A 25,968-nucleotide genomic window follows, 5' to 3' on the forward strand; every position below is an offset into this window, starting at 1 on the left:
CGATGCGAATGGTTTAACCCGGGTTTAGCCCTTAACCGCGCCCGCCGTCAGACCGCGCACGAAATAGCGGCCGGCGACGATATAGACGAGCAGCGTCGGCAACGCGGCGATGATCGCGCCGGCCATGTCCACGTTGTATTCCTTCACGCCGGTCGACGTGTTCACGAGGTTGTTCAGCGCCACCGTGATCGGCATCGAATCGACACCGGAGAACACAATCCCGAACAGGAAGTCATTCCAGATCTGCGTGAATTGCCAGATCAGGCACACCATGAAAATCGGCAACGACACCGGCATCAGAATCTTCGTGAAGATCGTGAAGAAACCCGCACCGTCGATCCGCGCGGCCTTCACGAGTTCAGCCGGAATGCTCACGTAGAAGTTGCGGAAGAACATCGTGGTGAAGGCGATACCGTAGATCACGTGCACCACCACCAGACCGGTCGTCGTGTTCGACAGGCCAAGGAAGCCTTCGAAACGCGCCATCGGCAGCAGGATCGCCTGGAACGGAATGAAGCAGCCGACCAGGATCATCGTGAAGATCGGATCCGCGCCGCGGAAACGCCAGTGCGTGAGCACATAACCGTTGAACGCGCCGATGATCGACGAAATCAGCACGGCCGGAATCACCATGCGCACGGAGTTCATGAAGAACGGCTGCATGCCGTCGCAGCGCACACCCGTACACGCACCGCTCCATGCCTTGATCCATGGATCGATGGTCCAGTGAGTCGGCGGCGTGAGCAGGTTGCCGGAGCGCAGCTGGTCGATGTCCTTGAACGACGTGGACAGCATCACGTACAACGGGAACAGGAAATACAGGGCGAACAGAATCAAGGCCGCATAAATGACGGCACGGCTGATCGTCATCTTAGGCTGCATTGCGGGTGCTCCTCGATTCCAGATACATCAGCGGCACGAGCACGGCCACAACGGTAGCGAGCATCATCATCGACGAAGCCGCGCCGACGCCCAGCTGCCCGCGATTGAACGAAAACGTGTACATGAAAATAGCCGGCAGCGAGGAAGACGTACCCGGGCCGCCCGCGGTCAACGCGACGACCAGGTCGAAGGTCTTGATCGTGATGTGGCAGAGAATCAGCAGCACGGAGAAAAACACCGGGCGCATGCTCGGAATCACGATCTTGCGGTAGATGGTGGGCAAGCCCGCGCCGTCCATCTGCGCGGCCTTGAAAATTTCACCGTCGACGCCGCGCAAACCCGCGAGAAACAGCGCCATCACGAAGCCGGTGGATTGCCACACCGCTGCGATCACGACGCAGAAAATCGCCTTGTCGGGGTCGCCGAGCCAACTGAACGAGAAGCTTGTCCAGCCCCAGTCGTGAAACACCTTCTCGAGGCCGACGCTCGGCGTCATGATCCATTGCCACGCGGTACCCGTCACGATGAACGAAAGCGCCATCGGGTACAGGAACACGGCGCGCAGCGCGCCTTCGTTGCGGATCTGCTGGTCGAGCAGGATCGCGAGGAACAGGCCGAGGCCAATACAGATACCGATAAACGGAATGCCGAACCAGCCGAGGTTGGCAGCCGAGGTCCAGAACACATCGTTATCGAACAGTTCGCGATAACGGTCGAGACCGACAAATTCATAACGTGGCATCAGCCGCGAATTCGACAGCGACAGATAACCGGTAATAGCGATGAAGCCATACACGAAGATCAGGCTGATCACGACGCTGGGTGCGAGCACCAGCTTCGGAATCCAGCGATCGGCAAGGGCCGCCATCGGCGACGTGCGGCGGGTCACGGAAGCCGTGGATTTCCCGTTTCCGCTGATAGAAGCAGTCACTACTCGACTCCTGCTGAAACTGTACCGCCGGGGTGCGCGCGCATGGACAACGCGAGACCGCAACGGCCTAGGTGTGACTCGATGAAACCAGGGGTGAAGACGCTCGCCCTAAGTAACGCAACTGCCGCAAGCAATCTGAGGCGCGCACCCGGTGCTCTCAAGGAGAACAGCCAGGCGCGCCACTTCGCTTAACGCTGCTTACCTGGTCTTCGCTGCCTTCGCGAGTGCGGCAACCGCGCTCTTCGAATCTTGCTGCGAGTTCATGAACTTCGTGACCACGTCCGAGATCGCACCGGCAGCTGCATCCGGTTGCGCCATGCCGTGTGCCAGCGAAGGCACATAGCCGCCGGACTTGATCGCCACTTGTTCATCCGCGTACGACTTCTTCGCACATTCGTCGAACTTGGCCATCGAAACGCCCAGACGAACCGGGATCGAACCCTTGTTCAGGCTGAACTGTTCCTGGAAGTCCGGCGACATGATCGTCTTGGCCAGTGCCAGTTGACCCGGCGTTGCAGCCTTCTGGCCCTTCTGCTGGAAGAACACGAACGAGTCGACGTTGAACGTGTAAGCCTTTTCCGTGCCCGGCACCGCAGCGCAGACGTAGTCCGAACCCGCCTTCTTGCCGGCGTTGGCGAACTCGCCCTTCGCCCAGTCGCCCATGAACTGCATGCCGGCCTTGCCGTTGATGACCATGGCCGTTGCCAGGTTCCAGTCACGGCCCGTGCGGCCCGCGTCGAAGTAACCCTGGATCTTGCGGACCGTGTCGAACACACCGACCATCTGGTCCGACGTCAACGTCTTCTCGTCGAGGTCGACCAGCGCCTTCCTGTAGAAGCCCGCGCCTTGCGACAGAACGACGTCTTCCCACAGCGTCAGGTCTTGCCACGGCTGACCGCCCATCGCGATCGGCTGGATGCCCGCGGCCTTCATCTTGTCGGCCACCGCGAAGAACTCAGGCCACGTGGTCGGCACCTTGCCGCCTGCCTTGTCCAGCGCTGCCTTGTTGATGTACAGCCAGTTCACGCGGTGCACCGAGAACGGCGCGGCAACGTAATGGCCGTCTGCGTGCATGATCTTGTCGATTTCCGGCGGCAGGTTCTTTTTCCAGTCGCCTGCAACCGAATCGATCGGTACCAGCACGCCTTGCTCCGCCCAGTCCTGGATCAGCGGACCCTTGATCTGCGCAGCGCTCGGTGCATTGCCCGAGATCACCTGCGTCTTGAGTGCCGTCATGGCAGCCGCACCTGCGCCGCCAGCAACCGCGAAGTCCTTCCACGTGTAACCTTCCTTCGTCATGTCGTCCTTGAGGACGCCGACGGCTTTCGATTCGCCGCCCGAAGTCCACCAGTGCAACACTTCGATCGACTCGGCAGCCTGCACGGCCGAGACGCCACACATCAGACCCGCGGCGCACAAAGCGCCCATGATCGCGCGAAATTTCATTGCTTATCTCCTCCAGACACCTGAACAAAAAACAAATGGCCCCTGATGTCGCCAGGGTGCTGTGGTTGGTTCAAACAGGCAAAACACTGGGCGATCGAGCACGGTCGGGCGCATGCATCAAACATGTGCCGGCGGACCGATATCCGGCCGCTGGAAGCTCAAGAGATGAGTGGTTCGGGATGCAACTGACTGTCTCCTCTTTTGATTTTTGCCTGCCCGCGTCGCGCGCGGCAGACTCGAGGTGCCTCGCACGTTAACCCTGACGCCAGACCTGCCTTCCGGCTTTCCGTAAGGGCTGCCGGGGGCATGCTGGCACGTGTCCGCACGCGATGTCCGTTAACATGCAGGGGGCGCCTGCCGATTCGGGAAAACGCGCATCTAGCCTCACAGCGCACGCTTTTTTCATCGAATTAGCGCTACCTCTTGATTTGGATTGTAGTTAAACTACAATTCAGTGTCAAAAAATATTTTATCGGACTACGGTCGCCCTTTCCGGTCACCACGGCGGCCCCAGGACATCGACGGAGACTCATGCAAACCGAATCAAGCTTCACCTTCGTTCTCTTCGGCGGAACCGGCGATCTGTCGATGCGCAAGATTCTCCCGGCACTGTTTGAAGCGCACCGTGCAGGTGGCATGCTGGCCGACAGCGGCAAGATCGTCGCGGTGGCGCGGCATGTGGCTGATCGTGCTGACTACCTCGACTGGGTCAATGAGCACGTCAAGCCGCACGTGTCGAAGAACGGCCTGGATGAGTCCGCGTGGGCCAGTTTTCTTGAACGCATCGAGTTCGTAAAGATCGATCTCGGCAAGCCGGAAGACTTTGCGCTGCTGCGCGACGCCATCAAAGACCTGCCGGGCATCCGGGTGTTTTATCTGGCAACCGGTCCGTCGTTGTTCGTGCCGATCTGCCACGCGCTCGCCTCGGTGGGGCTCAATGAAAATTCGCGCATCGTGCTGGAAAAGCCGCTCGGCTACGACCTCAAGTCGTCCAACGCAATCAATGATGCGGTCGGCGAAATCTTCGCTGAAGAACAGATCTACCGGATCGACCACTACCTCGGTAAGGAGCCGGTGCAGAACCTGCTCGCGCTGCGTTTCGGCAACGTGCTGTTCGAACCGTTGTGGCGCCGTGAGTGGGTGGAAAGCATTCAGATCACGATTGCGGAAGAGCTCGGCGTGGAAGCGCGCGGCGACTTCTACGACAACACCGGCGCATTGCGCGACATGGTGCAGAACCATCTGCTGCAACTGCTTTCCATCGTGGCGATGGAACCGCCGCATTCGATGGATTCCGACTCGGTACGCGACGAAAAACTGCGCGTGCTACGCGCATTGAAACCGATCGATCCGCGCGATATTGGCAAGGTCGCGGTGCGCGGCCAGTATCATGCGGGCGTGATCCGCGGCAACGCCGTGCCGGCGTATGCAACCGAACCTGGCGTGAAGCCGGAGAGCACGACTGAAACCTTCGTCGCGCTGAAGGTGGAAATCGAAAACTGGCGCTGGGCCGGCGTGCCGTTTTTCCTGCGCACGGGCAAGCGTCTCGCGGATCGCGTCGCGGAGATCGTGGTGAATTTTCGTGCGGTGCCGCATTCGGCTTTGGGTGCGTCCGCGTTGCGCGGCGGTGCGAACCGTCTCGTGATCCGTTTGCAGCCGAACGAAACCATTCGCCTCTACTGTCTCGCGAAGCAGCCGGGTGAAGGCATGAACCTCGCCAGCGTCCACCTCGACCTCGCCTTCGACCGGTTCTTCCGCGAAGGGCAGATGGAGGCGTATCAGCGTCTGTTGCTCGATGTGATCAATGGCCGCCTCGCATTGTTTGTGCGGCGCGACGAGCAGGAAGCGGCATGGCGTTGGGTCGAACCGATCCTCAACGAATGGGCGGCGTCGAACAAGCCGCCCAAGCCGTATGCAGCAGGCACGTGGGGACCGGCCGCGGCGAGCGCGATGTTGGCGCAGCACGGCACCTGCTGGCTCGAAGAAGAAAATTGAATCATGGCGCCGCGCCTGCCCCTGACCGCGATCGCGATCGTGATCCCGATCGAAGCACAGCGCAGCGCCTGCAAGACCCACCGACGAACTGAACGGAATGGCGCCGGTATCACGAAGGCGCCTGCAAGTCATCCCGCTTGCAGGCATCGCGTGAGAACAGTACGGCACGTTCCGCAGATCTAACAAGAAAGCAGCACGGAGGAGAAGTGATCGAGCTTCACGCTTTCGACGATCAACGCGCCCAATCCGACGCGTTGGCGAAGGCGGTTGGCGACGCGTTACATGCGTCGCTCGCCGCACAGGCGGCCACGGCCGCAACCGGCACGTCCGCAACCGGCACGCGCCCAGCCATGCTTGCAGTGTCCGGCGGCAGCAGTCCGCGTCCGTTCCTGCAGACGTTGTCCACGCAGACCTTCGACTGGGCGCGCATTGCCGTGACGCTGGTCGACGACCGCTGGGTGCCGGAAACGGACAGCGCGAGCAATTCGCAACTCGTGCACGACACGCTGTTGCAGAACGCCGCGAAGCACGCCGCATTCTGGCCGCTGGCCGACACGACGCAAGACCTGAATGCGCACGTTGCCGCGCTGAACGCCGACCCGCGCTTTAGCGCCGTGCCGGACGTCGCGATTCTCGGCATGGGCGAAGACGGCCACACCGCCTCGATTTTCGCGGATGCGCCCGAATGGGACTACGCGATCACTACCCCTGAGCGCTTCGTTGCCGTGCATCCCGGCAGCGCGCCGCATGCGCGCGTGAGTTGGTCACTCTCGGCGCTGAAAGAAGTGAAGCATCTGTTTTTGCTGATCGCAGGACCGCGAAAGATGGACGTGCTGAATGCCGCCGCCGCTTCGCTACAAAAAAATGCCATCTCGCAGTTGGCAAACGACAAGGGAGTGAGACTCGATGTCTACTGGTGTGCAAACTAAGGCTGTTCCGGGCGCGGGCCAGCACGCCGATGGACCAAGGCTGCTCGCCGACATCGGCGGCACCAATGCGCGCTTCGCGCTCGAAACCAGCCCCGGCGAAATCGGCTCGGTGCAGGTCTATCCGTGCGCGGACTATCCGGGCGTTGCCGAAGTCATCAAAAAGTATCTGAAGGACACCAAAATCGGCCGCGTGAATCACGCGGCGATTGCAATTGCTAACCCGGTCGACGGCGATCAGGTCAGCATGACTAATCACGACTGGAGCTTTTCGATCGAAGCCACGCGCCGCGCGCTCGGCTTCGACACGCTGCTGGTGGTGAACGACTTTACCGCGCTGGCCATGGCCCTTCCCGGTCTGACCGATGCCCAGCGTGTACAAGTAGGCGGCGGCTCGCGTCGTCCGAACAGCGTGATCGGCCTGCTCGGCCCGGGCACCGGCATGGGCGTGTCCGGCCTGATCCCGGCCGACGATCGCTGGATCGCGCTCGGCAGCGAAGGCGGCCACGCCACGTTCGCACCGGCCGACGAGCGCGAAGACATCGTGCTGCAGTACGCCCGCAAGAAGTGGTCGCACGTTTCGTTCGAGCGTGTGGCGGCCGGCCCCGGCATCGAAGTGATCTACCGTGCGCTGGCGGGCCGCGACAAGAAGCGCGTGGCGGCAAACGTCGACACGGTCGAGATTGTCAAACGCGCGATGGAAGGCGAGCCGCTCACGGCCGAGTCCGTCGATGTGTTCTGCGGGATTCTCGGCACCTTCGCCGGCAATATCGCGGTGACGCTCGGCGCGTTGGGCGGCATCTACATTGGCGGCGGCGTGGTGCCGCGGCTCGGCGAATTCTTCGCGCGTTCGTCGTTTCGCAAGCGGTTCGAGGCAAAGGGCCGCTTCGAGGCGTATTTGCAAAGCGTGCCGACCTACGTGATTACCGCTGAATACCCGGCGTTTCTGGGGGTTTCGGCGATTCTCGCGGAGCAGTTGTCGAACCGCGCGGGCGGCAGTTCATCGGCCGTGTTCGAGCGGATTCGCCAGATGCGCGATGCGTTGACGCCGGCCGAGCGCCGCGTGGCCGATCTCGCGTTGAATCATCCGCGCTCGATCATCAACGATCCGATTGTCGACATCGCACGCAAGGCCGACGTGAGCCAGCCGACGGTGATCCGCTTTTGCCGCTCGCTTGGCTGCCAGGGTTTGTCGGATTTCAAGCTGAAGCTGGCGACGGGTTTGACCGGCACGATTCCGGTGAGTCATAGCCAGGTGCATCTGGGCGATACCGCGACCGACTTCGGCGCGAAGGTGCTCGATAACACCGTGTCCGCGATTTTGCAGTTGCGCGAGCATTTGAATTTCGACCAGGTCGAGCGGGCGATCGATCTGTTGAACGGCGCGCGGCGGATTGAGTTTTATGGGCTCGGCAATTCGAACATTGTCGCGCAGGACGCGCATTACAAGTTCTTCCGGTTTGGTATTCCGACGATTGCTTATGGCGATCTGTATATGCAGGCCGCGTCTGCTGCGTTGCTGGGCAAGGGTGATGTGATTGTTGCCGTGTCCAAGTCGGGACGCGCGCCTGAGCTACTGCGTGTGCTGGATGTCGCCATGCAGGCGGGGGCTAAGGTGATTGCCATTACGTCTAGCAATACGCCGCTGGCCAAGCGGGCTACGGTGGCTTTGGAGACCGATCACATTGAGATTCGCGAATCGCAGTTGTCGATGATTTCGCGGATCTTGCATCTGGTGATGATTGATATTCTTGCTGTGGGTGTGGCGATTCGGCGTGCCATGCCTAGCGAGGATGTGGCTGAGACGGTCGCTAAGGCGCGACAGGGCGCGGATGATGATGGTACTGCTGTGCTTGATTGGTTAAGTCATGGGGCGGCTTCTTCGCCGCGGGATTAAGGGGTGTTTTTGGCCTTCGCGGCGGGGGTTTTTTTGGCTGCCTGCGGTGGGCTTTTTCCTTGGGCTTGAATTCTTGGCCTTTCCTTGCTTTGTTAGTGGTCTATTGGCGCTCCCCCTGTGCGGGGGGCACCTACTTTTCTTTGCCTGCAACGAAAAGTAGGCAAAAGAAAGCGGCTTAGCCCGCTAGCTCATAAGCGGGTCCCCCGCACAGTTGCGGTAGTGGTGCATCTGGAATCTGTGTTCCCGCACACTCCGCGTTAGTGACAAGGCGCTCATACTTCCGGCGGCGCTGCGCGCGCCGTCGCGTCATTCATCGAACCGATCCCTGCATTTTTTTGCATTTTAATCGGCACCGCCGCTGCTTGCGGAACCGCCTTTTGAGCGCGTGGGCGCCTCGCCGAGGCGAAGCCGATGGCTTCCGCCATGCGCAAAACAAAATCTTAGGCTTCCCAGGCAAACCCTTCCGGCGAGCACGTAGTGCGAGGCGGGAAGTATAACTGCCTTGTCACTCACGTCGAATGTGCGAGGGCACGGATTCCAGATGCACCACTACCGCACCTGCGCGGGGGACCCGCTTAAGCATTAGCGGTGTGAGCCGCTTTCTTTGCTTATCTTTCTTCGCGGGCGGCGGCAAAGAAAGTAAGTGCCGCCCTGCACAGGGGCAACGCTAATAGACCACTAACAAAGCAAGGAAAGGCCAACACCGTAGGCACACAGACGAGCAAGCGCCCCACAGGCAAAAAAACTCACGCAAAGCCAAACAGCGATAATAGATACTCCACCGCCGAAGGCAGAAAGCACAACGCCATGATCATCCGCCCACATCTCCATTGGTTCCGCATGCTGCTTGCGTGGAGGGGCTCCGTCCTCCCACAACTCCTGCCGCGCCTCTTCCTGATCTTCTGCATTTCGATCGTCGCTGTGGCCGCTCACGACCACCTGCTGCCGGTCTCGCTCAATCTCAACACCACCACCCCATTCTCGCTAGTCGGCATCGCCTTGGCCGTCTTTCTGGGCTTCAGAAACAACGCTAGCTACGACCGCTGGTGGGAAGCCCGCAAACTGTGGGGCCAACTGCTGAACGAAGCACGCTCGCTCACCCGCCAGGCAATCACGCTGCCAAACAAGCCATTGCCCAAAGCAGAAATCGAGACATTCACAACCGTCCTCAGTACGATCCCCCATGCGTTGCGTCACCAGCTTCGCAAAAGCGACCCGAGCGAAGACCTCGTCGCACGCCTGCCGAAACCGTTATTTGACCGCGTCATGGCGTCGCGCTACAAACCGGCAACGCTCATGCTCTGGCTAGGCGAATGGGTCAAGCGCCACGCGCAAGCGGGCGCAATCGATCCCGTGGCTGTGCTCGCCTTCGATCGAAACCTGAATGGCCTGTCGGATGTGATCGGCGGCTGCGAGCGCATCGTGTCGACGCCGCTGCCCTTCGCCTACTCAGTGATGATTCACCGCACGGTGTATTTCTTCTGCGCATCGCTGCCGTTCGGATTGGTCGACAGCATCGGGATCTTCACACCGGTCTTCGCAGTGTTCGTCGCGTACACCTTCATGGCGCACGAAGCAATCGCATCGCAGATCGAAGAGCCGTTCGGCACCGATGACAACGACCTCGCGCTCGAAGCGATGTCGCTCGCTACCGAAGACGCCATGCGCGACCTGCTAGGGGAGCCGGCACTGGCTCGGCCCTTGTCGAAAACCGAAGCCTATGTGCTCACGTAAGGCCCGAGCACTCAGTCGTTACCGACTGTCTCCGACAAACGCTTGAGCGTGGCCACCCGCGCACCGATGATATCGACGCGGCCGCGCTCATCGACCAGCGTCGCAGTCGCATTCAGATACGCAGTCCATGCCTTCTGCGCACGCGTAAGAGTAGAACGCGACCGCACCGGCATCTTCGCCTGCAAGCGCCGGTAATAGCGGTTCAAATCAAACATCGCGTGTTCGCACTGCGCGTCTGCGTTACAGGCTCGCGGACGGTGCGGCGGATCGCCGCCCGCGCTTATCTTCGCCGCCGCGCTGCGCAGCGCCAGCGCCCGATCACGCACCGGCTGCAATTGCATATCGGCTTCGGCCAGCGCATACATCGTGCCGTGCGTTGTTGCGAACACCGCGCCCAACAAAGGCTTCTCGGCATCGCGCGAGGCCTGCCAGCTAGCCTGGCTCCTCTCCCACTGCTTGCGTTGCGCGGGCGGCAACTTCGTCTGAAGCTGCTGCCACGCAGCGTCCAACGCGGACTTCCAGCCAATTCGCGCGTTGTCCATGCACTGCACCTGACCCACCGTCGACGACATGTCGCTGCGCGCCAGACACGTGCGCATAGACGCATCGATCGGATCGGCGGCGGCGACCTCGGCATGCGCCTGAAGCGGCACGATGCCAAGTCCCGCCACCGACATCGCCGACGTCAGGGCCAGCGCGCCAAACGCACGCCGCCAGCCCTCAGCGTCCAGCAGGGACCTCACTGCCCGCATCGTCAGGCGCGCACGCAATCGACGAAGTATTCGATGCGCCCATTGATGGTTTCGCCAACCAGCCCATGGATGTCCGTGTGGAAACCCGGGAAGCGCTCGTTGAACTCGCGCGCGAAACGCAAATAGTTGACGATGGTCTTGTTGAAGCGCTCGCCCGGAATCAGCAGCGGAATGCCCGGCGGATACGGCGTCAACAGGATCGACGTGACACGGCCTTCGAGTTCGTCGATCGGTACCCGGTCGATCTCGCGGTGCGCGAGCTTGGCGAACGCATCCGACGGCTTCATGGCCGGTTCCATGCTCGACAAATACATCTCGGTCGTCAGGCGCGCAATGTCGTTCGCGCGGTAGACGCTGTGGATCTGCTGGCACAGATCGCGCAAGCCCACACGCTCGTACATCGGATGATGCGCAACGAATTCGGGCAGCACGCGCCACAGCGGCTGATTGTTGTCGTAGTCGTCCTTGAACTGCTGCAGTTCGGTGACCATCGAGTTCCAACGGCCCTTGGTGATGCCGATCGTGAACATGATGAAGAACGAATACAACCCCGTCTTCTCGACGATGATGCCGTGCTCGGCCAGGTACTTCGTGACGATCGCGGCCGGAATGCCGGTCTCGCCGAAGCCGCCGTCCATATCCAGACCCGGCGTGACGATGGTCGCCTTGATCGGGTCGAGCATGTTGAAGCCATCGGCGAGCGGGCCGAAACCGTGCCACGCGTCGTTCGGGCGCAGCATCCAGTCTTCGCGCGAGCCGATACCCTCTTCGGCGAACTGGTCCGGGCCCCACACCTTGAAGAACCAGTCGTCGCCGTACTCGGCGTCGACCTTGATCATCGCGCGGCGGAAATCCAAAGCTTCCGCAATCGATTCTTCCACCAGCGCGGGGCCGCCCGGTGCTTCCATCATGGCCGCGGCCACGTCGCACGAGGCGATGATCGCGTACTGCGGGCTGGTGGACGTATGCATCAGATACGCTTCGTTAAAGCGGTGCTTGTCGAAGCGGCTGTTCTTCGAATCCTGCACAACGATCTGCGAAGCCTGCGAAATACCGGCCAGCAGCTTGTGCGTGGAGTGCGTCGCGAACACGAGTGCGCCAATGCGCGGACGGCCGGCGCCAATCGCATGCATGTCCTGATAGAACTCGTGGAATTCCGCGTGCGGCAGCCACGCTTCGTCGAAGTGCAGCGTATCGAGCCAGTCGCCCAGCATTTCCTTGATCATCTCGACGTTGTAGATCACACCGTCATAGGTGCTCTGTGTGATGGTCAGGATACGCGGCTTCAGGTCCGGATTCTTAGCCATCGCTTCGCGGGCGAACGGATTCGCCAGAATCTTCTTGCGAATGTTTTCCGGCTCGAATTCGCTGCGCGGAATCGGGCCGATGATGCCGAAGTTATTGCGCGTGGGTGTGAGGAACACCGGAATCGCGCCGGTCATCGTGATCGCGTGCAGGATCGACTTGTGGCAATTGCGGTCCACCAGCACGATATCGCCCGGCGCAACCGTACCGTGCCAGACGATCTTGTTCGAGGTCGACGTGCCGTTGGTCACGAAGAACACGTGGTCGGCGCTGAAAATACGCGCGGCGTTGCGCTCGGAGGCAGCAATCGGGCCGGTGTGGTCGAGCAGCTGACCGAGTTCGTCAACGGCGTTGCACACGTCGGCGCGCAGCATGTTCTCGCCGAAGAACTGGTGGAACATCTGGCCAAGCGGGCTCTTCAGAAACGCGACACCGCCCGAGTGCCCCGGGCAATGCCATGAATACGAGCCTTCGTCCGCGTACTGCACCAGCTCCTTGAAGAACGGCGGCGCGAGCGAGTCCAGGTACACCTTGGTCTCGCGGATGATGTGGCGCGCGACGAATTCCGGCGTGTCCTCGAACATGTGGATGAAGCCGTGCAGTTCGCGCAAGATGTCGTTCGGCAGATGGCGCGAGGTGCGCGTTTCACCGTACAGGAAGATCGGAATATCGGCGTTGCGGCGGCGCACTTCGGTCACGAACGCGCGCAGCGCGATGATCGCAGCCGCCAGTTCCGGCGTCTCGCCTTCCACCACGACGTTATCGACGTACGGCAGCAGCTCGTCGTCGTCGATCGACAGGATGAAGCACGACGCGCGGCTCGACTGCTGTGCGAACGAGGTCAGATCGCCGTAGCTCGTCAACCCGAGCACTTCCACACCTTCTTTCTCGATGGCCTCGGCCAAAGCCCGGATGCCGGAACCCGAGATGTTCTCGGAGCGAAAATCTTCGTCGATGATGACGACGGGAAAACGGAACTTCATGGGCGATTCTCCAAAAAGAACGACCGCTGCATTTGACTAAGCAGCGGTCACCCGAATAGTGCTGGTGGGTCAGTGCTGCCGGGCGTCACGTCTTGGGCAACGTGACGCCGTGCTGACCTTGATATTTGCCGCCGCGATCCGCGTACGACGTTTCACAAATCTCGTCGCTTTCGAAAAACAGTACCTGGGCGACGCCTTCGTTCGCGTAGATTTTCGCAGGCAAAGGTGTCGTATTTGAGAATTCGAGCGTAACGTGCCCTTCCCATTCCGGCTCGAACGGCGTGACGTTGACGATGATCCCGCACCGCGCGTACGTGGATTTGCCCAGACACACGGTCAGGACGCTGCGCGGAATGCGGAAATACTCGACCGTGCGGGCCAGCGCGAACGAGTTCGGCGGGATGATGCAAACATCGCCCTTGAAGTCGACAAACGACTTCTCGTCAAAGTTCTTCGGATCGACGATGGTCGAGTTGATGTTGGTGAAGATCTTGAATTCGTCGGCGCAACGGATGTCGTAGCCGTAGCTCGACGTGCCGTAGCTGACAATCTTCCGGCCGTCTTCGGCGACACGAACCTGATCGGGTGCAAACGGCTCGATCATGTTGTGCGACGCGGCCATGCGCCGGATCCACTTGTCGGATTTGATAGTCATAGATGAACGCTGCTCGACTTGAGTGACAGGTGTGTGACGAATGTGTGACGGGTAGCAACCCGGCAAGTCCCTGGGCGGGTGCCGTCGCTACGCGCCTCGGGCTGGGCGCCCCCGGCTACGGGCCCGACGCCCCAACGAAAGGCGCTTATTTTACGCGATCGCGAGATTGCTGCTGCAGTATGGCCTGAGCGGCCCCTGCGCCGCCCTCACTGGCGAATCAGCCCGCATGCAAGCGCGGGGCCTGCGCCATGCTGCGGATATGCATAGGGGTCGGTCGCGTCGTGATGCAACAGGACCGCGCGTTGCAGCACCGAACGGATACCGTCGAGCGACACGTCCGGCGCAACGATGAAGCCGGTGGCCACGCCATTCGAATCCGCGTGGATGTTGCCAAGATCGCCTTCGACCCGGGCACCTGCTTTCAGACGCTCGGCTGCCGGCGAGAACACCTGCCCGGCGCTCGAGCCGTCGGCGGCATTGCAGTCGCCGCGCTCATGCACTTGCAAGGCGTGGTCGCTATTGGGCGGCAAGCCCGCAAGATTGTAGGTGACCTGCACGCCGTCCGAACGCTCGATGAACGTGACGAGGCCGCGCGCCTGATTGCCCACGGTGGGCAGCAACTGCGCGTCGGCACGCTTTTCCTGTGGTCTCAGGAACGTGCTGCAGCCGCATAACAGCACGCTGCTGGCAGCCAGGACGATGAACGCATACACCGCCTGCCCGTCGATTCGTTTTCCCATGCGATCCTCTTGCCGGCCTGGCGGCCGCCCCTGCGGCCGCCGAGCCGAACTTGTGAAGTCGACATGATACCGCGAGACCAGGCGCATATTGACGCCTTGGCCCCGCTTTGGCCCCTCATCCGAATGGCTACTCAGGTGTTCTGCACAACGATGCTGGGAAACTTCGAGGTCATGTCGCGAGCCCGCTCGGCGATATGGATCGCCACCTTGCGCGCGATCGAGCGGTAGATCTCCGCGATACGCCCTTGCGGATCCGCCACGACGGTGGGTTTGCCCGAGTCGGCCTGCTCACGGATGGCGATATCGAGCGGCAGGCTGCCGAGCACGTCGACGCCGTATTCCTTGCCCATCCGCTCCCCGCCGCCCGCGCCGAAGATATGCTCTTCGTGACCGCAATTCGAACAGATATGCATGCCCATGTTCTCGACGATCCCGAGGATCGGAATGCCGACCTTCTCGAACATCTTGAGGCCCTTCTTCGCGTCGAGCAGCGCAATGTCCTGCGGCGTCGTGACGATCACGGCGCCCGTCACCGGCACGCGTTGCGACAAGGTCAATTGAATGTCGCCGGTGCCCGGTGGCATGTCGACGATCAGGTAGTCGAGATCTTGCCAGTTGGTCTGCCGCAGCAGCTGTTCGAGCGCCGAGGTGGCCATCGGGCCGCGCCACACCATCGGGTTGTCCTGCTCGATCAGAAAGCCGATCGAATTGGCCTGCAAGCCATGGCCGGTCATCGGGTTCATCGACTTTTCGTCGGGCGATTCGGGACGGCCGGTGATCCCAAGCATCATCGGCAGCGAGGGGCCGTAGATATCCGCATCCAGAATGCCGACCGACGCGCCTTCGCTCGCCAGTGCCAATGCGAGGTTCACGGCGGTCGTGCTCTTGCCGACCCCGCCCTTGCCCGACGCCACGGCGACGATGTTCTTAACGTTCGGCAACAGTTTGACGCCGCGCTGCACGGTGTGCGCAGCGATGTTCTGAGACACCTCGACGCGTGCGTTCGCCACGCCGGGAACGGCCTTCAGCGCGTCGGCGAATTGCGTGCGGACCGCTTCAAATTGCCGTTTGGCCGGATAGCCGAGTACCACTTCGAGGCTAACCGTGTCACCCTCCACGGCCACGTTCCTGATGTTCCTGGCAGCCGCGTAGGACTTGCCTGTGTTGGGGTCAGTGACGGCCGCGAGGGCAGCGTCGACCAAAGCCCGATCGATACTCATTGACACTCCGTGGGAACACTTGCGGCGCGGTGGAATCCAAGTTTCGGGCACGCGCCGGAATTGAAAAAAATTGTTAGGCACCATTGCTAAAACCAGGCGCCCCGTGCACCCTTCGGGCAGGCGGAACGCCATGGGGTCGCATCGCTGCGTACTTCAGTCATCATTGTAGTGGCTGGCGCCAAGCCTTGCCGGAAGACCCTTCTCCACTGTCGGACCGGGACCCGGAAAGACGCGGGATTCTCGTATTATCGACTTGCGCGCTTTACTGCCGTCACGTCCGGCAGATAGATTTATCGCTTCCACCGCTTCACTCAAGAGGAATCAAAAAATGAATGCAAAAATCATGACTCGCCTTGCCGTTTTCGCCGTTGCCGGCTCGTTGCTGGCCGGCTGCGCAAGCCAACAGGGCACTGACACGGCAGTTGGCACGGGCGTGGGCGCCGCCACCGGCGCGGCGATCGGCGCGATCTTCGGCGGCGGCAAGGGCGCGGCGATCGGCGCGGGCGCCGGCGCAGCGGTCGGCGGCATCACCGGCTACAACTGGCAAGCCATTCACAACAAGCTGTCGGGCGCCACCAAGGGCACCGGCACCCAAATCACCGAGCAGCCGGACGGCTCGCTCAAGCTGAACATCCCGAGCTCGGTCACGTTCGACACCAACAGCTACGCGGTCAAGCCGTCGTTCGCACCGGTGCTGGATCAACTGACGCAGACCATGCAGCAGAATCCGGAACTGATCGCTCAAGTGATCGGCTACACGGATAGCACGGGGCAGCCGGCTTACAACCAGACGCTGTCGGTTAACCGCGCGCAAAGCGTGACGGGCTACCTGGGGCAACGCGGCGTCGCGCCGCAACGCCTGTCGGCACAAGGCATGGGCCAGAACCAGCCGGTTGCTGACAACAACACCGAAGCCGGCCGTGCAGCAAACCGTCGCGTGGAAATCTATCTGCGCGCCACGGCTCAGCACACCACGCAATAAGGGCACAGCCTGAAGAGGAAGTAGTCACTGGATGCCGGTCGGCGCTTGCCGCCGGCTCCTGACGCCTTTTGTCACTTTTTGCCACCGGCGTCCGGCAAGCCGTCAAGCGCCGAGGAAAAAATCTCGCGCGAGAGCGAAAAAAATTTCGAACTCTGCCGAAAATCCACGGTCTGTCTTTACGGTACGTGGCTGGCGAAGCCGCCGCGTCACCATTCTCCTCTTGTCGTTGTTGCTCCGGGGTTAATAGCCCCGGTTTTTTTTGGGCGCTCGGTTTTCGCCCCGCAAGAAGTCCCCCTTCAGAACGAAGTCCCCTTGAGGATTGAGGGACGCACCGTCTTGCCCCGACACCGGCCCAATCGTGGCCGAGGCCGCCCAGCCCGCGCTGGGCGCCTGCCCTGCTAGAATCAACGTTTCGTCCCACCGCAGGCTCCCATCATCCTTATGTCAGCACCCGCAACCGATCTCTCCGCAGGCGCGCCGTCAGGCCGTCGCCAGATTCTCGTCACGTCGGCCCTTCCGTATGCGAACGGGCAAATTCATATCGGCCATCTGGTCGAATATATCCAGACGGACATCTGGGTCCGGACGTTGCGAATGCACGGGCACGAGGTCTACTACGTGGGCGCCGACGACACGCACGGCACGCCGGTCATGCTGCGCGCGGAAAAAGAAGGTCTGACGCCGAAGCAGCTGATCGACCGCGTCTGGCAGGAACACAAGCGCGATTTCGACAGCTTCGGGATTTCGTTCGACAATTACTACTCGACCGATTCCGAAGAGAATCGCGTGTTGAGCGAATCCGTCTATCTGGCGCTCAAGGAAGACGGTCTGATCGAAGCGCGCGACATCGAACAGGCATACGACCCGGTCAAGGAAATGTTCCTGCCGGACCGCTTCATCAAGGGCGAATGCCCGAAGTGCGGCGCGAAAGATCAATACGGCGACAGTTGCGAAGTATGCGGTTCGACCTATCTGCCGACCGACCTGGTCAATCCATACTCGGTCGTCTCGGGCGCCACGCCGATTCGTAAGACCTCGACGCACTACTTCTTCCGTCTGTCCGATCCGCGCTGCGAAAATTTCCTGCGCGAATGGGTCAGCGGTCTCGCGCAGCCGGAAGCCACCAACAAGATGCGCGAATGGCTGGGCGACGCCGGCGAAGCCAAACTCGCCGACTGGGATATTTCGCGCGACGCGCCGTATTTCGGCTTCGAAATTCCGGGCGCGCCGGGCAAATATTTCTACGTGTGGCTGGACGCGCCGGTCGGCTATTACGCGAGCTTCAAAAACCTTGCCGAAAAACGCGGCCTCGACTTCGACGCGTGGATTCGCCGCGGCTCGACCGCCGAGCAGTACCACTTCATCGGCAAAGACATTCTGTATTTCCACACGCTGTTCTGGCCGGCCATGCTCGAATTCTCGGGCCACCGCACGCCGACCAACGTGTTCGCGCACGGCTTCCTGACGGTGGACGGCGCGAAGATGTCGAAGTCGCGCGGCACGTTCATCACCGCAGAAAGCGTGATCGACACGGGTCTGAATCCGGAATGGCTGCGCTACTACTTCGCGGCCAAGCTGAACAGCACGATGGAAGACCTCGACCTGAACCTCGACGACTTCCAGGCGCGCGTGAACAGCGATCTGGTCGGCAAGTACGTGAACATCGCGAGCCGAGCGGCCGGCTTCCTGATCAAGCGTTTCGAAGGCCGCGTGCAGGACAGCGCCATGCAGCATTCGTTGCTCGCCACGCTGCGCGCCGCCGTACCGCAAATCGCCTCGAATTACGAGGCGCGCGAGTACAACCGCGCACTGCGCCAGACCATGGAACTGGCCGACGCGGTCAATGCGTACGTCGACACCGCCAAGCCGTGGGATCAGGCGAAAGACCCGGTCAATGCGGTCGCGTTGCACGAAACCTGCAGCGTGAGCATCGAGGCATTCCGCCTGCTGTCGCTGGCGCTCAAACCGGTGTTGCCGAAGCTGGCGGAAGCGGTCGAAGCCTTCCTCGGCATCGAGCCGCTGGTGTGGGCCGACGCGAATGCGCCGCTCTCCTCCACGCGTCCGATCAACGCGTACAAGCATCTGATGACGCGCGTCGATCCGAAGCAGATCGAGGCACTCATCGCCGCGAATCGCGATTCGCTGCAAGCTACGCCTGAAGCCGCGGCGCCGGCGGATGCGAAGGCCAAGTCGAAGGCAGCGAAAGCAGCCGCCGCCGACAAGGACGAAACGCCCGGCGTCATCTCGATCGACGACTTCGCCAAGATCGATCTTCGCATTGCGAAGATCGTCGACTGCAAGGCGGTGGAAGGCTCGGACAAGCTGCTGCAACTCACGCTCGACGTGGGCGAAGAAAAGACACGCAACGTGTTCTCGGGCATCAAGTCGGCTTATGAGCCGGAGCAACTGATCGGCAAGCTGACGGTGATGGTCGCGAACCTCGCGCCGCGCAAGATGAAGTTCGGCCTGTCCGAAGGCATGGTGCTGGCGGCCTCGGCAACTGACGAGAAAGCCGAACCAGGCCTCTACGTGCTCGAGCCGGATAGCGGCGCGAAACCGGGCATGCGCGTGAAATAAAGCGCGGCGTCGAACGCTGCAGGCATCAACAAAAACGGTACGCTTTAAAAGGCGTGCCGTTTTTTTATGCCGTGGCGCGACTCAGACCACTGCCACCGCTGTCACTGCCATCAACGCCATCACCACCGGATCCGGTCGAAGCGCCGTGTGTAGAGCAGTTCCATGCCGTCGAACGTGCCGCCATATGCCGCGACCGACCAATAGCGCGTCAGGTTCACCGTCGCCTTGATGGCATTGCTCGCCGACTGCAGACCCTGCTCGTAGCCAACCACGAGCCACTCGTTGATTGCCTTCGACACCATCACCACCTGCGGATCGGTCAGCCCGACTTCGCTTCGCCCGATCGAAAATTCGTCGAGCCCGAAGGTCTGCGCGATCCGCTTGCCGCTCGCGCTGCCGAGCAAGGCAAGTGCGGTCGTCATGGTGCTTTGCTGACCGAGATTATTGCCCTGATCCGTGCCGTGTCCGAACAGCAGCCACGAGAGCTTTTCGTTGTCCGCCACGTTCGGCTCGGACACCAGCTTCGCGACCGGGAACTGAACGGTGCCCGTAACCTGCACGCCCGCCTCGATCTGCTGATTGCGGCGCATGGCCAGGATGTTGATGCCCGGATTGGCGACCGGACCGTTGAACGTAAAGAAGCCGTTCTCGATGTTGAGCTTGCGGCCGAACGCGGTGTAGGTGGAGCCCTGCGTCACGCGGACATTGCCGACCGCGCGCAGCGGCAGGTTCGGCGCGCTCATCGCAGTGATCGTGCCGCTCAGGCCGAGATCGGCGCCCATCCCGCGGAAACGGAAACTGTTGCCGAGACTGAGGTCGATATTGGCGCGCGGTGCGAACGGACCGATCGGCTTGTTGGTGCCCGCCACCGGTGGCGGCTTCTCGCCGGCCACGGTGCCGTCCGGACGCACCACCACCACGTCGTCGCCAAGCTTCGGCGCGGATTGCTCGGGCATGTCGAATAGCGCGTGATCGACCACGAATTTGCCGTTGATCGCCATGCCGCCCTCGGCCCCGGCATTCGCCACGCTCGCGCTGCCCGACAGCGACAGATTGCGGTCCGGCGCGGCGAACAACTCCAGCTTATCCGCGACGATGCTCGCGGACAGATCCGGCTCCGCGCCGTCCAGACGCACCCGGCCGGTGGCGCGCAGCGTGCCGCTCGCACCGTGAAACTCGACCTGCTGGAAGTCCACCAGATTTTGCGAGAGCGCGATGCGGATCACGCCGTCCTTCAACTGCACGCCCTGGTCAACCATCGTCGCCGACAAACCGTCGCCGAGCAGCGACCCCGTCAGGTTCGGCTTGGCGACCGTGCCACCGAGGGCAAGTTTCAGCGCGAGGTGGCCGTCGAGGAGATAGCTCGGCCCGAACAGACCGCCGGTCGTTTTCAGCGACGGCACGTTCGCATTCACATTGCCGCTAAGCGCGCCCTCTTCGTTGACGGTCAGGAAGCCGTCGCGCGTCACGAGGGTGGTGCGCGCGTCGGCGTCGATCACGCCGATCCGGCTGGCCTGCGCATGGACGGTCGCGTTTAACTGGTTCCCGCCGCTGAACTCGGCGCGCGCGCTCATATCCGTGATACCCAGCGACGCCAGGCCACGGCCGATTTCGACCGTCACGTCGCCGCCGCGACGCTTCAACTGGACGTGACCGCTCGCGGTGCTGCCGAGCGCAAAGTCCCAGTCGCCGTCGAACACCAGATCGGTTTTGACGGCCGGCGGCTCGCCGGTGATCTGGCGCCGCAGGTCCTGGAGACGCGCTAGCGAAATGCCGGTCAAGCTGCCCGCGGACTGGATCTTGCCGTGGTCGAAGGCGAACGATTTCAGGCTCAGCACCGCGCCTTCGAGCGTGAGACGTGTCGCGCCGAGCGTCAGGTGGCTCGGTCCGGCGCTCACGGCGAGCGGCGATTCGAGATTCAATGCCGGCGTGCCGCGGTTCTGCAGGCGGGTCACGGTGCCGTCCCAACGCGTTCCGTCGCGTGCTTCGGTCAGCTTGCCGTTGGCCGCGAGCGTCAGATCGAGCGGACGGTCCTGCAGCTTGCCGGTGGCGGCTGCCTCAAGCGTGTGGTTTGCACGCGTGCCGGACAGGCGTGCCGTGAGTGTGGTCAGATCGACGCCGCCGGCGCTGAGGTTGCGCGCGTCGGTCGTGAAAACGAGCGCACCGTTCGCGCCGTCACGCAGTTCGGCGTGACCTTCCGCATGACCGATGCGGTTGCTGCTGAACACCACACTGTCTGCCTTGTAGTTCAGCACGACATTCGGATGCGCGAACGAGCCGGTGACGTCGCCATCCGCCGCGATGAGGCCGGCGAGGCCGAAACCGAGGCGCTCGAGTTCCGGCGCATCGACACGGAAACGCAGCCGGTCGCCGCGCGCGCCGAAGCTGCCTTGCAAGTCCACCTGATTGCCCGCCACCGAGAGATTCGCGTGGCTCGGCAGAATCCGCGAGCCAGCCAACTGGACCACGCCGCCGCCCGTCAACGGCAGGCCGTCGTAGACGCTCGGGCCGAGTTTGAATTCGGCCTTGGTGGTGAAGACCGGGCCGAGCATGCCGGCCGCCGTGAGCGTGCCGTTCACGCGTGCCTCGATCTTGCGGGCCGGCACCGCGCCGCGGTTGGGTGGTGGCGCCTTGCGTTGAACAACTTCGCTCCGCACCGCGGCCTTGGCGGTGTTCTTTACCGCGGCGGCGGTTTTGTCGGCGGGGGCCGCGCTTTTCGCGCCGGCCGTGCTGCCCGCTTCTGCCTCGCCCGCCTTGGCTTTCGTGTTGGCCGAGGCCGGCGCCTGGCCCGCGACCGGTGCCCGCGACGGCATCTGCGAAGTGAGCGTCAGCGGATCGAAATCGGTCAGTTGCGCTTTCAGGTTGTAGGTGGAATTCGCGTCGTGCTTGAGTGCTCCGGACAGATCGATGCGGCCTTTGCCCGACGTGACACGCACGTCGTTGAAACTCATGCGCGCGGGATCGAACGTCACCTTGCCTTGCGCGCGCAATCCTGCTTTCGGGTCGGCGAGGTCGAGGGTCAGGGCTTGCACGTCGTCGTTCAGACGGACACCAATCGGACCGGAAAGCTGGGTCGGCCGCACGGTCGCTTCGAGCGCGTTCAGGTCGAGCCCGGCGACTTGCAGATCGAACTGGCCGTGCTTGCCGGTCAGCACACCGCCGCCGGTGAGCGTGGCGCTCTTCACAAGCCGCACGTTCAGGTTCGAGATGCGCTGCGCGTGAGCGTCGAGGTGCACGTCGGTTTGTGCGTCGATCAAAGGCAACAAGTTCTGGTCGATCGCACCTGGTTTAGCGTTGACAATCGAGACATGGCCGGCAACAGCGAAACCCGCTGCGCCAGATGTGACGGCGGGTTTCGCCGTACTCGCTGAACCGGAAGCGGCTGTGGGTTTCGCCATGCTTGCTGCGCCGGAAGCGGCCGTGGATTTCCCCATGCTCGCTGCGCCGGAAGCGCTCGCCCCGCTCGCCGCGCCCAACGTCGCGGCGCTCGCCGCATCCTGTCCCACCGGTTGCAACTCAGCGCGCACCGCCAGATCCGCCAGCGGCGCGCCGGGCGCAAACGCCTGCGGATTGATGTGGTCGAAAGTCAGCGTGGCGCGTTGCAACGGTACGTCGCTAAACGGCGTGGCCTCGACCCGGGCATGGCCCGCGAGCTTCATGCCACTGGCATCGAGTTCGGCGATCAGATTCTCCAGCGAGCCGCTCAGATGACCGCCCACCTGCACGGCCTCGTTGTTGACCTTGCCGGAATAGCCGAGATCGCCGGTCAGCGGAAACGGCCGCATTCCGTCGAGCTTTGCCGCCGCCGTCACCGCGCCGAACGGCGTATCGAGCCGCTCGATCGCCGCCTCGTGATGCCGGCCGTCGCTGCGGCCATGGAACATGAAACGGGACAGCTCGGTCGTCGAGCCACCCTCATGCAGCAGCAGCTTGTCGACCTGCAGGTCGCGCACTTCGAGTTGCATCGGCAAGCGCAGGTCTTGCGGCAGCGTCACCGGTCCGCTACTGCTCGACGACGAGCCGACACGGGCGTCGATCGTACCAATATGCAGATAGTCGATCGCGAAGCGCCAAGGCTTGTGCGTCAGTCCCCAGCGGCCGGCCGCGCGGTCGATCTGGATATCGGTGCCGCTGCCGTCGAGACTGCGCCAGCGCACCTGCCGGAGTTGCACACCGCTGGCGATGGTGCCGCTCTCGAGCGTGCCCGTCAGCTTGCCGCCGAGCAGTTTGACCGCCGCCTGCCACGCGTAAGACGTGCCACGCTCGGTGGTCAGCGCGCCGTACAGCAAGCCGATTGCCACGGCGATCAGCAGCACGAGCACGGCGACCATCCACGCAAGCGTTTTCAGCAGCAAGCGGCCGCGACGGCGCTTAGGCGGCGGCCCGTCGGGCGAAGGCTGCTGTCCGGGCGGATTCGCGCCGGGCGGCTGCGCGGGTGGCTGAGCGGGTGGCTGAGCGGAAACGTCCGTGGTCATGCGTGGTTCATGCGAGGTTCATGTAAAAGCAGGTTTTCATCAGAAGGCGATGCCGAGGGTCAGGTACGGCCGCACGCTCCTGTTGCGGATCCCGTAGGCGACATCGACATTGACCGGGCCGACCGGACTGCGCCAGCGCGCCCCGACACCGACACCAGGATAAAAGACTTTCTCGCCCCAGGTATCGGTTGCGGTGCCGACGTCGAAGAACGCGGCTGCGCCCCAGTCATGATTGAACCAGTGCTGATATTCGGCCGACGCCGTCACGAGATACTTGGTGGGCAGCACCGAACCGTCGACGTTGTTACCGATGCTCTGATAGCTATAACCGCGCACCGAATTCGAACCGCCGGCGCGGAACAGCAGCGAAGCCGGAATCCCGCTCGAACTGCCGCTCGTAAACACGCCGCCGAGTTCGGCGCGGAACAGCACAAGGTCCTCCCTGCCGATCGGCAGGTACTGCTGGCCACGGGCGTAGCCACGCGCGAAGGTCTGGTCGGTCAGCGCACCTTTGACCGCGAAGCCCGCTTCAACGTGGATCAGGTTGCCCGAACGCGGGAACAACGGATCGTCGGTATTGCGACGGGTCCACGACCATGACGGCACCAAGGCGCGGCTGGTGGTCGGCGCGCCCGCGTTCTGGTTGAGCCGGTCCTGGTAGTAAAGAATCGCGTAGTTGTAGTCGATGAATTGCGACGTACGGGCCCGCTGCAGGCCACCGCGGGCACTGTAAATGCGCGTGTCGGACACGTCGGTCGTCGTGTAGGAAGCCAGCACGCTATTGGTCCACGCGCGCGGCCCAGGCGGCATCGCGAGCTGAATTTGCCCGTACTTCTGGACCTGGTCGATCCGGCCGTCTACCGTGAAGGGCCATGCTTTGCCGAAGGTGTCGAGATAGGAGTACGAACCCTGGATCAGCGGGCCGTTGTCGGTTGAATAACCCACCCCGCCGCGAATACTGTTGTACGGATATTCCGACACCTTCACGTGCACCGGCGTATCGACCGGCTTGTCCGGGTCGCTATCCACGTCGATTGCCACGCTCGCGTAGTACGGCGTGTTCTGCAACTGCCGCTGCAATTCGGCGACGCGCTGCACGTCGTAGATATCGCCGATTGAAATCGGATTGACGTTGTCGACGATCTGTTCCGGATAGCGCCGCGTGCCCGATACGTCGAGCTTGCCCATGGTGAAGGTCGGGCCGCTGTCATACGTCACCGACAATTTCGCGTCGTGCGTGCGCGGGTCGATCCGTGCCTCGGAGTGGTAGATCTTCGCGCCCAGGTAACGGCGCGCCTGCAACGCCTTGAGCGCCGCGTTTTTTGCGTCGTCCCAGTCGCTTTGCGAAAACGGATCGCCTTCATGCAGTGAAAACGCGAAGCGCGCGGCGTTTTCCTGCGCGGGGTCTTCGGTCAGCACCGGACCCTGAAACGTCAGCGAAATCGACTTGATGAGGGTTTGCGGGCCGGGGTCGACGCTCACTGTCACGTGCTTTTTATCGTCGACAGTTCGCACGTCGGTCCGCACGACCGGCGTGAAATAGCCCTGCGTGGCGGCCAGATCGCGTACCTGCTGAGGCGTGGCGGTAATCAGAAATTCGAACTGGTCGTCGCTGATATCAGGACGTTTGGCGAAACGCGCCACGTCCAGGTGCGCTTCGAGCAGCTTGCGCAGCGAGCGCGGCGTGGCTTCGATATCGACCTTATAGCTGGCGGACGCGCGCCGCGCCGCGTGTGCGTCGACCGTGGCAAGCATGAGCATGACGATGCCGAACGCGAGCCACGCGCGCAGCCAGCGCCGAATGGGCATCAGATGCCCGGGCTCGTCACCGGTTTTGCCGCGCCGCACACGCGGCGCTTCGATCGCACACCCCGCCAAACAGGACCTCCGGCCGTGGTTGATGAATTCTGTCGCTCGGGCCCGCCGCGGCGGCCGAAGCTCGCTATTTGACCACATCGGCAAAGCCGCGCCATCTCTAAAAGGGGCAATTCCGGCGCCAGGCACGGCGAGAGCTTCGGCTGCTGAGCCGCGCCCCATGCGGCATACGTAATCATGTCCGTTCGGAAGCACAATTCAGACTCACACACCGCTTGCCGATGACGCGCCCGCCTTTGACGCATCGCAACAGCACGGGTTCCGGGTATTTTTTCAGGCCGGCCGCATGCCCCGCCCACCGTTTTTCGACCACGCGCGGCGCATGCGGTAAAATTATGAAATAGCAGCGATGCCGCGCGAATTTCCGCCGGGCAACCGCGATTCCCCACACCACGGACGTCTAGCCATGTATCAATCGGACATCACCCAGTTCCTGAACCAGCTCAAGCAACAGAAACCGAATCTGGAAGCTGAGCAGCGCCGTGGCCGGTCGCTGCTGTGGGATAAACAGCCGATCGACCTCGAAGAACGCGCCGAGGAGAAAGCCTCGCGCGTAGAGCAGACGCCTTACTCGTACTATCAGAACTTCTAAG

The 25,968-nt window shown here is 62.3% G+C and carries 17 protein-coding genes; 7 read left to right on the top strand and 10 right to left on the bottom strand.

All coding sequences use genetic code 11. From position 1 onward, the window contains the following. Window positions 1–24: 24 nt before the first annotated feature. The 3 genes from B0G76_RS40985 to B0G76_RS40995 all read right to left on the bottom strand — a co-directional run bounded on the left by B0G76_RS40985 (window position 25) and on the right by B0G76_RS40995 (window position 3,259). The gene (locus B0G76_RS40985) at window positions 25–882 is read right to left on the bottom strand and encodes a carbohydrate ABC transporter permease (protein WP_120298388.1); all 858 of its coding nucleotides are present in this window, start codon (window positions 880–882) and stop codon (window positions 25–27) included. Next, window positions 872–1,813: a carbohydrate ABC transporter permease gene (locus tag B0G76_RS40990; RefSeq protein ID WP_120298389.1), complete on the bottom strand. Its 942-nt coding sequence runs from the start codon at window positions 1,811–1,813 to the stop codon at window positions 872–874. The genes B0G76_RS40985 and B0G76_RS40990 overlap by 11 nt, the downstream gene beginning before the upstream one ends. Before the next feature lie 198 nt (window positions 1,814–2,011). After that, window positions 2,012–3,259 (bottom strand): ABC transporter substrate-binding protein, encoded by a 1,248-nt coding sequence (locus tag B0G76_RS40995; RefSeq protein WP_120298390.1) that lies wholly within the window; start codon window positions 3,257–3,259, stop codon window positions 2,012–2,014. A gap of 531 nt (window positions 3,260–3,790) precedes the next feature. On the opposite strand from B0G76_RS40995, the gene zwf reads away from it, so the two are divergent. The 4 genes from zwf to B0G76_RS41020 all read left to right on the top strand — a co-directional run bounded on the left by zwf (window position 3,791) and on the right by B0G76_RS41020 (window position 9,811). Further along, on the top strand, window positions 3,791–5,254 hold the full coding sequence (gene zwf / locus B0G76_RS41000; protein ID WP_120298391.1) for a glucose-6-phosphate dehydrogenase: 1,464 nt from the start codon (window positions 3,791–3,793) through the stop codon (window positions 5,252–5,254). 206 nt (window positions 5,255–5,460) lie between these two features. Next, window positions 5,461–6,183, top strand: coding sequence for a 6-phosphogluconolactonase (gene pgl / locus B0G76_RS41010; RefSeq protein ID WP_120298393.1), 723 nt, complete (start codon window positions 5,461–5,463; stop codon window positions 6,181–6,183). After that, a complete protein-coding gene (locus tag B0G76_RS41015; RefSeq protein ID WP_120298394.1) occupies window positions 6,161–8,077 on the top strand; it encodes a bifunctional transcriptional regulator/glucokinase in 1,917 nt (638 codons plus the stop codon). Before pgl ends, B0G76_RS41015 begins: the two co-directional genes overlap by 23 nt. Before the next feature lie 807 nt (window positions 8,078–8,884). Next, on the top strand, window positions 8,885–9,811 hold the full coding sequence (locus B0G76_RS41020) for a bestrophin family protein (RefSeq protein ID WP_120298395.1): 927 nt from the start codon (window positions 8,885–8,887) through the stop codon (window positions 9,809–9,811). Between the two features lie 11 nt (window positions 9,812–9,822). On the opposite strand, the gene B0G76_RS41025 is transcribed toward B0G76_RS41020, so the two are convergent. From B0G76_RS41025 to apbC, 5 genes are all read right to left on the bottom strand, one after another. Then, window positions 9,823–10,563 carry a lysozyme inhibitor LprI family protein gene (locus B0G76_RS41025; RefSeq protein WP_120298453.1) on the bottom strand — a complete coding sequence of 247 codons (741 nt, stop codon included), beginning with the start codon at window positions 10,561–10,563 and terminating at the stop codon, window positions 9,823–9,825. Between the two features lie 2 nt (window positions 10,564–10,565). Beyond that, the gene (locus B0G76_RS41030) at window positions 10,566–12,851 is read right to left on the bottom strand and encodes an arginine/lysine/ornithine decarboxylase (RefSeq protein ID WP_120298396.1); all 2,286 of its coding nucleotides are present in this window, start codon (window positions 12,849–12,851) and stop codon (window positions 10,566–10,568) included. A gap of 85 nt (window positions 12,852–12,936) precedes the next feature. Then, entirely contained in the window at window positions 12,937–13,506 is a 570-nt protein-coding gene (gene dcd, locus B0G76_RS41035) for a dCTP deaminase (RefSeq protein ID WP_120298397.1), read from the bottom strand. 206 nt (window positions 13,507–13,712) lie between these two features. Next, window positions 13,713–14,246: a superoxide dismutase family protein gene (locus tag B0G76_RS41040; RefSeq protein ID WP_120298454.1), complete on the bottom strand. Its 534-nt coding sequence runs from the start codon at window positions 14,244–14,246 to the stop codon at window positions 13,713–13,715. A 131-nt stretch (window positions 14,247–14,377) separates the two neighbouring features. After that, window positions 14,378–15,466 carry an iron-sulfur cluster carrier protein ApbC gene (gene apbC, locus B0G76_RS41045; RefSeq protein ID WP_120298398.1) on the bottom strand — a complete coding sequence of 363 codons (1,089 nt, stop codon included), beginning with the start codon at window positions 15,464–15,466 and terminating at the stop codon, window positions 14,378–14,380. Between the two features lie 328 nt (window positions 15,467–15,794). Here apbC and B0G76_RS41050 point away from each other — a divergent pair, with 328 nt between their 5' ends. Together B0G76_RS41050 and metG are read left to right on the top strand one after the other, a co-directional pair. Next, entirely contained in the window at window positions 15,795–16,448 is a 654-nt protein-coding gene (locus B0G76_RS41050; RefSeq protein WP_120298399.1) for an OmpA family protein, read from the top strand. A 441-nt stretch (window positions 16,449–16,889) separates the two neighbouring features. Then, window positions 16,890–19,025 (top strand): methionine--tRNA ligase, encoded by a 2,136-nt coding sequence (gene metG, locus B0G76_RS41055; protein ID WP_120298400.1) that lies wholly within the window; start codon window positions 16,890–16,892, stop codon window positions 19,023–19,025. A gap of 119 nt (window positions 19,026–19,144) precedes the next feature. Here metG and B0G76_RS41060 read toward each other — a convergent pair whose 3' ends face one another. Further along, window positions 19,145–23,500, bottom strand: a complete 4,356-nt coding sequence (locus B0G76_RS41060; protein WP_120298401.1) for a translocation/assembly module TamB domain-containing protein — start codon at window positions 23,498–23,500, stop codon at window positions 19,145–19,147. Window positions 23,501–23,539: 39 nt separating this feature from the next. Beyond that, window positions 23,540–25,378, bottom strand: coding sequence for an autotransporter assembly complex family protein (locus tag B0G76_RS41065; RefSeq protein WP_120298402.1), 1,839 nt, complete (start codon window positions 25,376–25,378; stop codon window positions 23,540–23,542). Window positions 25,379–25,781: 403 nt separating this feature from the next. Between B0G76_RS41065 and B0G76_RS41070 the strand changes: the two genes are divergently transcribed. Beyond that, window positions 25,782–25,967, top strand: a complete 186-nt coding sequence (locus tag B0G76_RS41070) for a DUF3460 family protein (RefSeq protein ID WP_120298403.1) — start codon at window positions 25,782–25,784, stop codon at window positions 25,965–25,967. The last annotated feature ends 1 nt before the right edge of the window (window position 25,968 follow it).

Source organism: Paraburkholderia sp. BL23I1N1 (assembly GCF_003610295.1).
GTDB lineage: Bacteria > Pseudomonadota > Gammaproteobacteria > Burkholderiales > Burkholderiaceae > Paraburkholderia.

Excerpts from the sequence above, each read along its gene's own strand:
- B0G76_RS41025 (WP_120298453.1), bottom strand. The coding sequence starts at position 10,563 with ATGCGGGCAGTGAGGTCCCTGCTGGACGCTGAGGGCTGGCGGCGTGCG.
- apbC (WP_120298398.1), bottom strand. The coding sequence starts at position 15,466 with ATGAGTATCGATCGGGCTTTGGTCGACGCTGCCCTCGCGGCCGTCACT.
- B0G76_RS41020 (WP_120298395.1), top strand. The coding sequence starts at position 8,885 with ATGATCATCCGCCCACATCTCCATTGGTTCCGCATGCTGCTTGCGTGG.
- B0G76_RS40985 (WP_120298388.1), bottom strand. The coding sequence starts at position 882 with ATGCAGCCTAAGATGACGATCAGCCGTGCCGTCATTTATGCGGCCTTG.
- dcd (WP_120298397.1), bottom strand. The coding sequence starts at position 13,506 with ATGACTATCAAATCCGACAAGTGGATCCGGCGCATGGCCGCGTCGCAC.
- B0G76_RS40995 (WP_120298390.1), bottom strand. The coding sequence starts at position 3,259 with ATGAAATTTCGCGCGATCATGGGCGCTTTGTGCGCCGCGGGTCTGATG.
- B0G76_RS41070 (WP_120298403.1), top strand. The coding sequence starts at position 25,782 with ATGTATCAATCGGACATCACCCAGTTCCTGAACCAGCTCAAGCAACAG.
- B0G76_RS41030 (WP_120298396.1), bottom strand. The coding sequence starts at position 12,851 with ATGAAGTTCCGTTTTCCCGTCGTCATCATCGACGAAGATTTTCGCTCC.
- B0G76_RS41040 (WP_120298454.1), bottom strand. The coding sequence starts at position 14,246 with ATGGGAAAACGAATCGACGGGCAGGCGGTGTATGCGTTCATCGTCCTG.
- metG (WP_120298400.1), top strand. The coding sequence starts at position 16,890 with ATGTCAGCACCCGCAACCGATCTCTCCGCAGGCGCGCCGTCAGGCCGT.
- B0G76_RS41060 (WP_120298401.1), bottom strand. The coding sequence starts at position 23,500 with ATGACCACGGACGTTTCCGCTCAGCCACCCGCTCAGCCACCCGCGCAG.
- B0G76_RS41050 (WP_120298399.1), top strand. The coding sequence starts at position 15,795 with ATGAATGCAAAAATCATGACTCGCCTTGCCGTTTTCGCCGTTGCCGGC.
- B0G76_RS41015 (WP_120298394.1), top strand. The coding sequence starts at position 6,161 with ATGTCTACTGGTGTGCAAACTAAGGCTGTTCCGGGCGCGGGCCAGCAC.
- zwf (WP_120298391.1), top strand. The coding sequence starts at position 3,791 with ATGCAAACCGAATCAAGCTTCACCTTCGTTCTCTTCGGCGGAACCGGC.